9 protein-coding genes are annotated in these 14,303 nt (G+C 59.3%); 8 read left to right on the plus strand and 1 reads right to left on the minus strand.

The genetic code is table 11. From position 1 onward, the window contains the following. Nucleotides 1–46 precede the first annotated feature (46 nt). The 8 genes from ACOYW0_RS23640 (at nt 47) to dnaE (ending at nt 12,714) form a co-directional block, all read left to right on the plus strand. Entirely contained in the window at nt 47–1,189 is a 1,143-nt protein-coding gene (locus tag ACOYW0_RS23640; RefSeq protein WP_482416187.1) for an ABC transporter permease, read from the plus strand. Further along, nucleotides 1,186–2,106, plus strand: a complete 921-nt coding sequence (locus ACOYW0_RS23645) for an ABC transporter permease (RefSeq protein ID WP_482416188.1) — start codon at nt 1,186–1,188, stop codon at nt 2,104–2,106. The genes ACOYW0_RS23640 and ACOYW0_RS23645 overlap by 4 nt, the downstream gene beginning before the upstream one ends. 83 nt (nt 2,107–2,189) lie before the next feature. After that, complete coding sequence (gene gpt / locus ACOYW0_RS23650) at nt 2,190–2,681, plus strand: xanthine phosphoribosyltransferase (RefSeq protein ID WP_482416189.1); 492 nt, start codon at nt 2,190–2,192, stop codon at nt 2,679–2,681. Continuing rightward, on the plus strand, nt 2,678–4,168 hold the full coding sequence (locus ACOYW0_RS23655; RefSeq protein WP_482416190.1) for an ABC transporter ATP-binding protein: 1,491 nt from the start codon (nt 2,678–2,680) through the stop codon (nt 4,166–4,168). The genes gpt and ACOYW0_RS23655 overlap by 4 nt, the downstream gene beginning before the upstream one ends. A 205-nt stretch (nt 4,169–4,373) precedes the next feature. Beyond that, the gene (locus ACOYW0_RS23660) at nt 4,374–5,462 is read left to right on the plus strand and encodes a diguanylate cyclase domain-containing protein (RefSeq protein ID WP_482416191.1); all 1,089 of its coding nucleotides are present in this window, start codon (nt 4,374–4,376) and stop codon (nt 5,460–5,462) included. A gap of 206 nt (nt 5,463–5,668) precedes the next feature. Continuing rightward, nucleotides 5,669–6,715, plus strand: coding sequence for a polysaccharide deacetylase family protein (locus ACOYW0_RS23665; RefSeq protein ID WP_482416192.1), 1,047 nt, complete (start codon nt 5,669–5,671; stop codon nt 6,713–6,715). Nucleotides 6,716–7,460: 745 nt separating this feature from the next. Beyond that, nucleotides 7,461–8,924, plus strand: a complete 1,464-nt coding sequence (gene guaB, locus ACOYW0_RS23670; protein WP_482416193.1) for an IMP dehydrogenase — start codon at nt 7,461–7,463, stop codon at nt 8,922–8,924. A gap of 238 nt (nt 8,925–9,162) precedes the next feature. Next, complete coding sequence (gene dnaE, locus ACOYW0_RS23675; protein ID WP_482416194.1) at nt 9,163–12,714, plus strand: DNA polymerase III subunit alpha; 3,552 nt, start codon at nt 9,163–9,165, stop codon at nt 12,712–12,714. A 110-nt stretch (nt 12,715–12,824) separates the two neighbouring features. On the opposite strand, the gene ACOYW0_RS23680 is transcribed toward dnaE, so the two are convergent. Next, on the minus strand, nt 12,825–14,303 hold the full coding sequence (locus ACOYW0_RS23680; RefSeq protein WP_482416195.1) for a hypothetical protein: 1,479 nt from the start codon (nt 14,301–14,303) through the stop codon (nt 12,825–12,827).

Below are 14,303 nucleotides of genomic sequence, written 5' to 3' on the forward strand. Positions count from 1 at the left end.
CACCCTAATAAGCGGCTCATCCCCGGATCGGGGAAGCCACCGGCCCGTGCTTGACGCTGTGGGGGGAACGGATGTTCCCCCCATTCTTTTATTGATCCACCACAAAGACGAATCCCATACCACGATGTTTGACTTAACCATCAGAAAACGCCCGGAAACCCTGGGATGGACAGCGGCCCTTATTTATTGCGGGGCGGTGGTCATGTCCCTTGTTATCAGCGCGGGCATGCTGCTTTTTCAGGGAAATTCACCGCTGGAAGGGCTCGGGCTTCTGCTCCAGGGCGCCTTCGGATCCTCCTACGCCATTGAGGATTGCCTGATTAAGGCCATCCCCATTTACCTCTGTTCCCTGGGGGTGGCCATTGCCTTTCGGCTCCAGATCTGGAACATCGGCGCCGAGGGCCAGTTTGCCTTCGGTGCCATCGGCGCCACCTGGGTGGCCATCAGCTTTCCCGGTCACTCCGCCTGGGTGATGATCCCTGCCATGATGGCGGCCGCTTTTCTCTTCGGCGGGCTCTGGGGCGTGATCCCTGCGGTGCTGAAGCTCAAGGCAAAGGCCAACGAGATCATTGTGACCCTGATGCTCAACTACATCGCCATCCTCTTTCTCGACTACCTGGTCTATGGGCCCTGGAAGTCCCCGGACAGCTTCGGCTTTCCCATGACCCAGGAGTTTTCCGCCGGCGCCATTATCGGCAAGATCGGTGAGACCAACCTCAACTGGGGACTTCTGATCTGCGTGCTGTCGGGGCTGGTGATCTACGTTTTTTTCCGATTTACCCTTATGGGCTTTGAACTCAAAGCCAGTGGGGAGAACGTGCGTGCCGCCCGGTATGCCCGGCTGCCCTACGAACGGCTGGTGATCATCTCCATGCTTCTCAGCGGCGCCTTTGCCGGTTGGGCCGGGTTTGTGGAGGCATCGGCCACTCTCAACAGGCTCCAGCCCACCATCATGGTGGGGTACGGGTACACCGCCATTGTGGTGGCCTGGCTGGCGCGCCTCAATCCTTTTTATATAGGTATCTCTTCGTTTCTCCTGGCCGGGCTGCGGGTGGGGGTGGAGAACCTTCAGCTGGAACTTCAGGTTCCGGCCGCCTTTGGTGAGATCATGGAGGGGCTTATCCTGTTGACCATCCTGGCAGGTACTTTTTTCGTCAACTACCGATTCGCACGGAGGCAGCGCCCATGACCCCGGATATCCTCATACCGCTGCTGGCGGCCACTGTGCAGTCCGGCACCCCCATCCTGTTTGCCACCCTGGGGGCTATTTTCTGTGAAAAATCAGGGGTCCTGAACCTCGGCGTGGAGGGCATCATGGCCGTGGGCGCCCTGGCGGGTTTCTCCATCTCCCTTGCCACGGGAAGTCCCTGGCTCGGGTTCCTTGCCGGCGGACTCTCCGGCGTTCTGGCGGGATCGATCCACGGGTTGGTCTGTCTCGGTTTTCTCGGCAACCAGGTGGTCTCCGGCCTTGCCCTGACCATCCTCGGGGTGGGCATGGCCAATTACCTCGGCACGCCCCTCATCGGGATGAACGCCCCGGGGTTCGGGCCGGTGGATTTGCCGGTTCTTTCCAAGCTGCCCATCATCGGCCCCGTTTTTTTCCGGCACGATCCCCTGGTGTACGTCTCCTATCTGATTCCCGCGGGCATGTGGTACTTCTTCCGATATACCCGGGCTGGGCTCCGGCTCCGGTCGGCGGGTGAAAACCCGGACGCTGCCCAGGCGGCGGGGATCAGCTCCGTCAATTATCGGTGGATGGGCGTCATGGCCGGCGGTTTTTTCATGGGGCTCGGCGGGGCGTATCTCTCCCTTGCCTACACCCACATGTGGGCCAACCATCTCACCGCCGGCAGGGGCTGGATTGCCGTGGCCCTTGTGATTTTTGCCTTCTGGAACCCGCTGCGCGCCGTTGCCGGGGCGTACCTGTTCGGGGGCGTCATGGCCTTTCAGTTCCGGCTCCAGGCCTCGGGGACCCACATCCCTTCGTCTTTTCTGTTGATGCTGCCCTACGCCCTGACCCTGAGTGTTCTGGTCTTTTCATCCTGGAGGGGCGGCAGCTCTGCCACGCCCCAGGCCCTGGGCGTCAACATAGAACCTGCAGATTGATTTTCGGGGTAACCATCATCCCCGAAGTTGTATATACTTTGCATAGTGTTAACCATTACCGATGCGTAAATGTGGAGTGAAGCATGAGCGATTCGACCCAATACCAGAGAAGCTATCCCATCTCCTGGGAGCAGCTGCACCGTGACGCCAAGGCCCTTGCCTGGCGCCTTCTCGACATGGACATCAAGTGGAAAGGCATTGCCGCCGTCACCCGTGGCGGCCTGGTGCCTGCGGCGGTCATCGCCCGGGAGCTGGATATCCACTACGTGGAGACCATCTGCATCTCCAGTTACACCTGGAAAGACCAGGGGCAGGCCACCATCATCAAGCCCCTGCGGGACAGCGGAGAGGGCTGGCTCATCATCGACGACCTTGTGGACACCGGCAAGACCGCCCAGGTGGTGAGGAACATGCTGCCCGGCGCCCACTTTGCCACCCTCTATGCCAAGCCCGAGGGCAAGCCCCATGTGGACACCTTCATCACCGAAGTGGGCCAGGATACCTGGATTCTTTTCCCCTGGGACTCCGAGTCCCGTTTCGTGGAACCCATAGCCGGGATGAATAAGAAAAAATGACACAGCCTGCCAAGACTGTCATCGCTTTGGAGGGGATCAGCAAATCCTTCGGGACCGTCCACGCCAACCGGGATATCTGCCTGTCCATCCGCCAGGGCACGGTCAAAGCGCTCCTTGGTGAGAACGGGGCGGGCAAGAGTACCCTTATGAGTATCCTGGCCGGGCGCCTTCAGCCGGATACCGGGCGCATTGTCGTGGACGGTGTGCCCCGCAGGTTCGCCTCGGCAAAAGACGCCATCGACGCCGGCATCGGCATGGTCTACCAGCATTTCAAACTGGTGGAGTCCATGACCGTTGCCGAGAACGTCTTTCTGGGCCAGGAAGGCGGCCGCCTGCTCAAGCCGCGGGAGATGGAGGCCACGGTGAAGGAGCTGGCCGTCTCCCACAGCCTGGACATCGATCCGGCGGCCAGGGTGTCGGATCTCTCCATGGGTGAGAAGCAGCGGGTGGAGATCCTCAAGCTTCTCCTGAGAAAAAGTCGGATCCTCATTTTTGACGAACCCACGGCCGTGCTCACCCCCCAGGAAGGGGACCAGCTCTTCAAGGCCCTGGCCCTTATGGCGGAGCAGGGAAAGTCCATCGTCTTTATCAGCCACAAGCTCGGAGAGGTGATGCGTGTGGCCGACGAGGTGGCCATCCTCAGGAAAGGGGAGGTCATCGAGGAGAAAGAGATCGCCGAGGTGGCGTCCCAGGACGAGCTGGCCCGCATGATGGTGGGCAAGGAGACCATTCTTTCGGTGGTGAAAGACGAGGTGGAAGAAGGGGACGTGGTCCTGGACGTGAACAACCTGGCCGGAAACGGGCTCAAGGGTGTTTCCCTTTCCCTTCGGCGCGGGGAGATCCTCGGTATTGTGGGCGTGGCCGGAAACGGGCAGAAACCCCTGGTGGAGACCATCTGCGGCCTGCAGGTGCCGGAGCGGGGTGAGATCTCCATCCTCGGCCACACCTGGAAGTCTTTTTTCTCCAAACGGAAAAACCGGGAGACCCTGAGCTATATTCCCGAGGACCGTATCGGCCTGGCTACCTGTCCTTCCCTGAATCTCTCCGACAACTTTCTGCTCACCACCCGGAAAGGCTTCAGGCGGGGCCCCTGGCTGAGGCGAAAGCGGGTGGAGAACGAGTCCAAAAATGTGGTGGACCGCTACAGCGTCCTGCCCGGGCTCCTTTCGTCCCAGGCCCGTCATCTTTCCGGCGGAAACCTCCAGAAACTGGTTTTGGGCCGTGAGTTTTTCAGGAATCCGGGCCTTATCGTGGCGGAACAGCCCACCCAGGGCCTGGACATCGCCACGGCCAAGGCCATCTGGGCCCACCTGGTGAGCGCCAGGGAAAGCGCCGGTATCCTCCTGGTTACAGGGGACCTGAACGAAGCGTTTTCCCTTTCGGACCGGGTGGCGGTGATGTTTGAAGGCCGGATTGTGGATGTCTTCGACGTCTCGGACAACGACAAACGGGATCGTGTCGGCCTGATGATGGCCGGAGCGGCCTGAGGTTCTTTAAAAAACGTTTCCAACGGGGGGCGCCAGTCGCCCCCTCTCGCATCTGTACCCGGGCTGGACGCCTTGTCCCGGTTATGAGATCATAAACCATCTTTCATCTCGCCCCGGAGTCATCTTTTTTCCCGTTCAACACCTTCCATCGTCTTTATTCCGTTCACCATCTTTGGACAGCAGGACCAACCCCAAGGGGGTCTTTATGAAGACAACAAGCCTGACACTGCTTAAGCAGCTCAAGTTTTCGCCCCATGAAATTGTGCGTCGCAAGGAGTATCTGGATATTGATGAAGAGTGCAGGGAGGCCCTGGTCTCCATGCGGGGGATTGTACGGGCCGGCATTGATGATATTGTCGACGAATTTTATGTGCGGATTCTCTCCTTTGATGAGATGGACCGTGTCATAGGCGATGCCGAAACCCTGCACCGGCTCAGAAACTATCAGCGGCAGTATATCCTGAGCATGTTTGACGGGGAATACAGTGAAGACTATGTGCACTCACGGCTTCGGGTTGGTGTTGTCCACAAGCGCATCGGGGTGGCCCCGAAGTACTACGTGGCGGCCATTTTCGTCCTGAAGGAGTTGTTGTGCGGGCTTGTGGACACCATGGCAGAGGAGAGGTGTGATGTGTGCAGACGGAGCAAGGCGGCCATCGACAAGTTGATCATGTTCGACCTGCTCCTTGCTTTTGATACCTATATTTTCAGCCTGATGACCGAGGCGCAGCGAAGCAATGACGAGCTGGAGGCCTACACAGCCTCCCTTGAAGAGGTGATTGCCGAGCGCACCAAGCTTTTGGTGGAGCAGGCACGAAATGACGGGCTCACCGGGCTCTTGAACCAGCGCGCCTTCTATTCGGAGTTGAAAAAAGAGCTGCTTCGGGGGCAGAGGCGCAATCACTCTGTGGTTCTTGTCTATTTTGATCTGGACGGGTTCAAGGCCCTGAACGATGACGAAGGGCACACCCGGGGGGATGAAATCCTTGTGGCTGTCGGCGAGGCCATGCGGGCGACCCTCAGGGAGACCGAGGTGATGGCAAGGTACGGCGGCGATGAATTCTGCGTCGTTCTGTCCGATATTACCCTGGAAGACACCCAAAAGGTCTGCGGGAGGCTGTGTGATGAGATTGGTAAACGCACAAAGGGCTCGGGGGTGACCTGCAGCATGGGGGTTGCCATTTCGACGCCCGAGAAGAGCGTGGACGTAAATTCCCTTGTGAAGGCTGCGGACAAGAAGATGTACGAAGCAAAAAAGGAACCGGGGTTTTCAATCAAGATGCCGGAAGAGTGACCGATTAAAAGATTGGCCCCCGGCACGTCCGCCGGGGGCCTTTTTCAGCTGGCAGTTGCAAGGGGATGATCATGCCGTTTGTCGGGCTTTGTTCATACTCGGCGGTGGATACCGCCCTGGGAAAGCGCTGGGGGGCATGAATGGAATCAATGGGGTTTCATGGAAATGGAGTTGTCTGATTAATGAGGTTGATTGGTTTAAGGTGTATGATGAAGGCCCTCATGGGCCTGTTGGTTGTTGGTATGTTCTGCGGATGGGCGCCACCGGCGCATGCCGGATCCGACTCTGCCGTGATTTTTATGTACCACCGGTTCGGTGATGGGCGGTTTCCGTCCACCAACATTCGGATGGAGCAGTTCAAGGAACACGTGGCGTATCTGGAGGAAAACGGCTACCGGGTGGCCCCGCTGGATGAGGTGGTGGCTACTCTGAAGCGTGGCGACACCTTTGCGGAAAAGACCGTGGCCCTGACCATGGACGATGCCTATGCCAGCGTGTATGAACACGCCTGGCCCATTTTGAGGGAGAAGGGGTGGCCCTTTACCGTGTTTGTTGCCACCGACGGCGTGGACAGGCGGTTTTCGGACTACATGACCTGGAACCAGATGCGTGAACTCAAGGCGGAAGGGGTGCAGTTTGCAAACCACTCGGCGTCCCACCCCCACATGATCGACAGGGCCGACGGTGAGACCGAGGCCCAGTGGCTTGCCCGGATCAGGGCCGATGTGCTCAAGGCCCAGGCGAGGCTGGACAAGGAGCTGGGGCCGTGCCCGAAGATGCTGGCCTATCCTTACGGGGAGTACAATGGCAAGGTGGCAGACCTGATGGCCGAGCTGGGGTTCCTTGCCTTTGGCCAGCACTCCGGGGCGGCCGGGCCCACCACCGACTTCAGGGCGGTGCCCAGATTCCCCATGTCCGAGGCGTATGGGGCCATCCGGTCGTTCCGCACCAAGGCCCGGACCAAATCCCTTCCCATTGTCTCCATGTCCCCGTGGGACCCGGAAACCACGGATCGGCAACCGGAGCTGGAGGTGTCTGTGGGGGAGGGCGATATCATCTGGAACGAGTTGAGCTGTTTTGTTTCCGGTCAGGGCCGGGTGGAGGTCCGGTGGGTGGTGCCGGGCAAGATCTTCAAGGTACGTGCTGAAAAGCCGTTGCCCGCTGGCCGTCACAAATACAACCTGACGGCCCCGGCAGGAGATCGCAGGGCCTATCACTGGTTCTCCAGGCAGTGGATCGTTCGAGAAGAGTAGGTCCCGGTGAGTGCCCGTCCCCTCGTTTTCCAGGGGGGCGGGCACCGGTGAAGGCCCCCGCCGGAGTGAGGAAGGGGTTTTGCGCCAATATCGTGTAGTCCAACGAAAGCGAGTGGATACATCTTGTATGCCGGTGCCGCCTGAAGAGTTTTTTCAAGACCCGCAAAAAGAGTTTGCCAGAGGGGACCATCTCATGTATTATTCCGCCCAAAAAAAGCGGGGTAACATGAGTTCTTGTCATACTTGCCCCGAACCCAATCCGGTTTTCCCGGATTTTTTTGTACCCCTGATGCATTTTCGGCCCATGGGGCGGGCCTTTTTTTTCGAAATGAGTAAAATCTCGGAAAGAGGAAAAAGGGCTCACGTTCAGCATGATCCCGAGAATGCCGCTACAACCTGAACAAGGCTTCAAGGACCGGGGGGGAACCCGGCCCGCACGACCTGCCTTCTGCATCCCCACACCCCGGAAATGATCCCAGCGGTACTGGGCATTTTTGTATTCGGACGTCGTTACCGAAAGGGTGTCGTGTATTCAGGAGTTGATGAAGGCGAGGTAAACCGAATTTCGGTGCCGGAACCACGGGTTCGCACTGCGGTGATGTGACTTTATTCCAAGGGGATAAGCGCGCCGTGGTAACGGCCGGGTTCGGCTGCCCGTCTTTGCCCTTCCGGGGTGGGTTCGTGTTTTTTTCCCCTGTGGGCTTCGGTCTTTATTTTACACATCCGCTTTTTGGAGGTAACTTCCATGAAAACCATTCCGCCGGAACAAGCTTTTTCCTTTGATGATGTCCTTTTGATCCCCAACTACTCCGACGTTCTTCCCAACAATTGCGACTGCTCTACGCGACTGACCCGGAATATCACCCTGAATATTCCCCTGCTCAGCGCAGCCATGGACACCGTCACCGAATCCCGTGCTGCCATCAGCATGGCACGTGCAGGCGGTATCGGCATCATTCACCGCAACATGCCCATTGAGCGGCAGGTCATCGAAGTCAACCGGGTCAAGAAGTCCGAAAGCGGCATGATCATCGACCCAGTGACCGTCCGGCCCGATGCCACCATCTACGAAGTGAACAAGCTCATGCGGCACTACCGCATCTCAGGGGTTCCCGTCACCGAGGGTGAGCAGCTGGTGGGCATCGTCACCAACCGTGACCTTCGGTTCGAGACCAACCTCGAGCGCAAGGTCTCCGAGGTCATGACCGCCGAGAACCTGATCACCGTCCCCGAAGGCACCACCCTGGAAGACTCCAAAGCCCTCCTGCACAAGCACCGCATCGAAAAACTCCTCGTCGTCAACCCCGAAGGCAAGCTCTCCGGCATCATCACCACCAAAGACATCGAAAAGGTCAAGAAGTACCCCAACGCATGCAAGGACAGCATCGGCCGTCTCCGCGTGGGTGCTGCCATCGGTGTGGGCGAGGACATGATGGAGCGCGCCGAGGCCCTGCTCAAGGCCGGTGCCGACGTTCTCTGCATCGACACCTCCCACGGACACTCCAAAAACGTCATCGACGCCATCATCAAGCTCAAAGCCACCTTTGACTCCGTGGAGATCATCGCAGGCAACGTGGCCACCGCCAAAGGGGCCCAGGCCCTGGTGGACGCAGGGGTTGACGCCATCAAGGTGGGGATCGGTCCCGGCTCCATCTGCACCACCCGTATCGTCTCCGGTTGCGGGGTTCCCCAGCTCACCGCCATCTCCAACTGCAAGGCTGTCTCCGACCGTACCGGCGTGCCCCTCATCGCAGACGGCGGCATCAAGTTCTCCGGCGACATTGCCAAGGCCATCGGCGCAGGCGCCCACAGCGTTATGCTCGGCGGTGTTCTGGCCGGTACCGAAGAGAGTCCCGGGGACACCATTATTTACCAGGGTCGAAGCTACAAGGTCTACCGCGGCATGGGCTCCCTCGAAGCCATGCAGTCCGGCAGCAAGGACCGCTACTACCTGGGTGAGGACGAAGAGAACGAAAAACTCGTTCCCGAAGGGATTGTCGGCCGCGTGCCCTACAAGGGCTCCCTGGTGGACAACCTCTTCCAGCTCATCGGCGGCCTCAAGGCTGGCATGGGCTACGTAGGCTCCCGCACCATCGAAGAGCTCCGCGAGATGGCACGCTTTGTTCGCATCTCCAACGCAGGGCTCCGTGAGAGCCACGCCCACGACGTCATCATCACCGAAGAGGCGCCCAACTACCGCCTCGAGTAAGGTGTTTTCCGGTTTCGGGCGGCCCATTTTTCCATGGGCCGCCAGCCGATTCAAGGCCCCCTCCCGTCCAGGGAGGGGGCCTTTTCTGTTCCCGGAGAGAGCCGCGGATAAAAAGGGTTGCAACGGGGTCCTAATGGCGATATTCCTGACCCTGCCGTAGCCTTCCCATCTGGCGGCCTGGCCTCCGGCAAAACGTGAGCACTTCCTACAACCTCCATACACCCCGATTATAGAGATCATGACCCAATCTACCGATATCCCGGATTTTGTTCATCTGCACGTACATTCCCAGTACAGCCTTCTGGACGGTGCCATCCGACTGGACCCACTGCTCGACCGCACCAAGGAGTTCGGCATGAGCTCCGTTGCCGTCACCGACCACGGCAGCATGTTTTCCGCCGTGGAGTTTTACGACAAGGCCAACAAAGCCGGGGTGAAACCGATCATCGGGTTTGAGGCATACATGGCGCCCCGGGGGTTGAAGCGCAAGGAGGGGGCCGAAGACGGCACCGGCCTGTTTCACCTGGTGCTCCTGGCCGAGAACAACGCCGGGTACACCAACCTCTGCAAGCTGGCCTCCATTGCCCAGTTGCAGGGATTCTACTACAAGCCCCGTATCGACCGGGAGGTGCTGGCCCAGCACAGCGAGGGCGTCATCGCCCTGTCCGCCTGCCTGGCAGGGGAGATCCCCAAGCTGATCATGAAGGGAAAGCTCCAGGAGGCCGACGACCTGGCCCTTCATTACCAGAAGCTTTTCGGGGAGCAGAATTTTTTCCTGGAAGTCCAGGAAAACGGCCTCACCGAGCAGTACCAGGTCAACGAGGTCCTCTTCGACATGGGCAAACGCCTGGGGATTCCCATGGTGGCTACCAACGACTGCCACTACCTCAACTACGAGGACCACAAGGCCCACGAAATTCTCCTGTGCATCCAGACCGGCACCACCATGGACGACCCCAGGCGGTTCAAGTTCGGCACGGACCAGCTCCACTTCAAGTCCCCCGCCGAGATGGCCCGGGCCTTCGGCGACACCCCGGAGGTGCTTGCCAACACCGTGGCCATTGCGGACCGCTGCAACATCGAGTTTGATTTCAACACCTACCATTTCCCCCAGTTCGACGCCACCAACGACCTCTCCACGGACGACCTGTTCCGGAAAACGGCCCGGGACGGTTTTGACCGGCGCATGAAGGCCATTCTGGAGCGAAACCCGGACACGGATGTGGCGGTGTATGAGGAGCGCCTCAAGTACGAGGTGGATACCATCATCACCATGGGTTTTCCGGGGTATTTCCTCATCGTGGCCGACTTTATCCAGTACGGAAAGGACAACGGGATTCCCGTGGGACCGGGCAGGGGCTCGGCCGCGGGCAGTATCGTGGCCTATGCCATGAACATCACCGACCTGGACCCCATTGAGCACGGGTTGATCTTCGAGCGATTCCTCAACCCTTCCCGAATCAGCATGCCGGATATCGACGTGGACTTCTGTATCCGTGGCCGGGAGAAGGTGTTCAACTACGTGGTTGGCCGTTACGGGGGCGGCGATTACGTGGCCCAGATCATCACCTTCGGGACCCTCAAGAGCAAGGCGGTGATCCGGGATGTGGGCCGAGCCCTCAATATTCCCCTGGGCGAGGTGGACCGCATCGCCAAGCTGGTTCCCGAAACCCTGGGTATCACCCTGGACAAGGCCCTCATTGAGGAGCCCGAGCTCAAGGAGCTTGTGGACTCCAGGCCCGATTACACCGAGCTGATGAACGTCTGCAAGGTCCTGGAAGGCCTCACCCGCCACGCCTCCACCCACGCAGCCGGCGTTGTGGTTTCGGACAAGCCCCTGGTGGAGTACCTGCCGCTGTTCAAGGGAAGAAACGACGAAACCATCACCCAGTTCGACATGAAGCGGGTGGAGCAGATTGGCCTCGTCAAGTTCGACTTCCTGGGCCTTCGAAACCTCACGGTCATCGACGACTGCCTGGGCATGATCGAAAAGCAGGGCATTGAGCGCCCCGACATGATCAATATCGATTTTGCGGACAAGGCCACCTTTGACCTGCTCTCCAGCGGCAACACCACCGGCGTGTTCCAGCTTGAAAGCTCGGGCATGAAGGACCTTCTGGTGCGGCTCAAACCTGAAAAATTCAGTGACATCACCGCCCTGGTGGCCCTGTACCGCCCTGGGCCCCTGGACTCCGGTATGGTGGATGCCTACGTCAACCGTAAGCACGGTCGCGAACCGGTGGAGTACCTGCTCCCCGGCCTTGACGGCATCCTGGAGGAGACCTACGGGGTTATCCTCTACCAGGAACAGGTCATGAAGATCGCCGGTGTCATTGCCAACTACACCATGGCCGACGCAGACGGCCTTCGAAAGGCCATGGGCAAGAAAATTGCCGCTGCCATGGCAGAGCACCGCACCCTGTTTATGAAGGGGGCCCTTGAAAACGGCCACCCGGAGGAGACGGCCGGTGAGCTCTTCGACCTCATGGAAAAGTTCGGCGGCTACGGATTCAATAAATCCCACAGTGCTGCCTACGCCCTGGTGTGCTACCAGACGGCCTGGCTCAAGACCCACTTTCCCGTGGAGTTCATGGCCGGCCTTCTGACCAGTGAAATTGGTAACGCCGAGGGTATCGTCAAGTTCATTGCCGAATGCAAGAACAACCACATTGAGGTGCTGCCCCCGGACATCAACGAGAGCCAGGGCGTCTTCTCCGTTCTGGACGGAAAGATCCGTTTCGGCCTCACCGCGGTGAAAGGCGTGGGGGAAGGCCCCATTGAGGTAATTCTTGAAGAACGTGAGGCAAATGGTCAGTTTTCCACCATTTTTGAGTTTTGTGAGAGGGTGGATCTTCGCAAGGTGAACAAGCGGGTCCTGGAAGCGCTGATCAAGAGCGGTGCCCTGGACTCCACAGGTGCCACCCGAAGCCAGCTCACCGCGGCCATGGAAGACGCCCTGGACCACGGCGCCCGGGTGCAGAAAGAGAAAAAAGATCCCCAGCTCAGCCTCTTTGGCGACCCCTCCCAGGGCGGGGCACGCATCAACGTGCCGGTGCTGCCCGACATGCCGGAGTGGGAAGAGCGCCATCGCCTCACCCTGGAAAAGGAGGTGCTGGGCTTTTATATCTCCGGCCACCCCCTGCACCAGTACGAAGAGGTGATGAAGAGCTACGCCACCCTCACCGGCCTCAACAAGGAGAACGCGGTGGAGGGCTCTGCGGTCCGTTTTGGGGGCATGATCACCATGGTCAAGGTGATCCGTACCAAAAAAGGGGACCAGATGGCCTTCATCACCATTGAGGACCTCTACAGCGATATCGAGGTGGTGGTCTTTCCCTCCACCTTTACCGATGTCCGGGAGTTTTTGCACGCCGACTCCATTGTCATGGTGGAGGGCGTGGCCCAGGTGAAGGAGAATAACGTCACCATCGCGGCCGAGCGCCTGGTGCGCATGGACCAGGTAATCGGGCTCTGGACCGGGGGCATTGCCCTGCACCTGGACGCAGGGGAGATCCAGATGGAGCTGATCCCCCGCATTGACGCCGTGCTCAAGCGCTACCCCGGCCCCAGCACGGTGACCGTCCACCTGCTGCTTCGCGGCCACTCCGTGACCACCATCGAGCTTCCCGACTACGCCGGGGTGACGGTCTCTCCTCAGATTATCGACGACCTCAAGGCCCTGGTGGGGAACAAGAGGGTCCGCACCGTGGCCATGCCTCCCAAATTGAAAGAACGGAAAAAACCGGCCTGGATGAACCGGAAAAAGGCCAATGGAAACGGGAACGGATAGACATCGGCGCGGGTGCGCTGCAAAGAAAAAGTGATCGGGGATACAACGCAAACGGGTCCCGGGGCAAGATGCCCCGGGACCCGTTTTGGTTTCAGGCGAATCTGTGTTTTTTATCGCTTACCCGAGGCGCAGCCCCTGCCGATGTGAATCTCCGAGGCGTCGTCGCGGGTGATGTTTCGGGAGGTGCCGTACATGCGCGTATTCATGCGGATGTAATCGAGGGTGTCTTCGTAAAAGCTGAGCTCGTGGTTGTAGACCTTCACCTCGGTGACCGCCTTGTCCGGGTTCTGCTTGGCGCAGTGCTGGCCCTTGTAGCAGGGGACCAGCTCGATGAGGCCCAGGTATTCTCCTCCCTCGAAGAGCCGGTAGGTGCCGTAGCGTATGGGGCTCCCCGGCCTCAGCTCCCCGTTGGCCGGGACATTGCCGTAATAGGTCATGGCGTCGCTCTCCTCGGCATCCACCGCCTTGGGGCTTTCCACCCGGGAGATGTAGAGCTCTTTTTCTTCGGTGGTGCTGTCCGTGATGTTTTCTTTCTCTTCGAGCTTCAGGGTCCTGAAATCGGTGCGGGTAAAGCCTGTATACCGGCAGAGGCGCTCCAGGCCCAGGGTGGTGTTGTCCGGGGACGCATAGCCCAGGATGGCGTCGTCTTTCAACGCCATGCCGTATTGCCCCTTGATGATGGGAAGCCTGTAGACTTGTTCCCGGCCGCTGGTGTTGTCGATGCCCTGGCTGAAGGCGTCGTTGTACTTTATCCGGTTGAAGAACCGGATGATCTCGCTGAAGTGGATGACGCCGCTTTCCCCGTCTCCCAGTTCAAGGAAGGCGTTGTCGTAGTAGCTCAGGAAGGTGAGGTTGAAGGGGTTGCCGCCGTCGTACTCGTCCACCTTGAGGTAGGCGTTGATGCTGTCGAGGTCCGAGGGGAAAAAGTAGGTCATGCGGATCTCCACCACCTCCAGGTTGGCGCTGATGAGCTGTTGCAGGCGCTTGAGTTCCTGGGTGAGGGCAAAGGGCTGTTTTTTCCCTTCGATGTCCATGAGGGGGATGGTGAACTCCCTGGTGATGATGTCCTCGTTGGTGGTCAGGGCGTGGCTCATGGCAAAATCCCCGGTGCGCATGTAGGCGTAGGCGAGGATCTGGTAAATCTTGGCCTCCAGGTCCCGGACCCGGGTCTGGCCGTGGTTGGACTTGTTGGCCGTGGTGTCCGCATAGCTGATGAACTCTTCGTACAGGGCGTCGAGCTGACCCTCAAAATACTCAAGCTCCCGGATGTAACGCTGGATCATGGATTTGGAGACGGGTTTGCCGGTGCTGATGTCGGACCAGAACCTGGGGTAGTCGCGGTTGATAAACAGCTCGATCCCCTCAAGGAAGATCCGGCAGTCGTCATAGATGCTGGTGAGGTAGTTGGCCTTGAGCTCTTCCATGGTGGAAGACTCCGCGGCTCGCACGGCAGGGACGTGGAGTCCGGTGGTCAGCAGGGCGCATGCAAGGCACAGGCATCCCATGAGGCGAGAGATGGGGTGTCGACCGGTGCGGGCTCGACGGGGCGTGGCGGGGTGATTGGGGTGATCAAGGGTTCGTCGTGTCAT

The organism is Desulfoluna sp. HI9BLuna, from assembly GCF_056829775.1.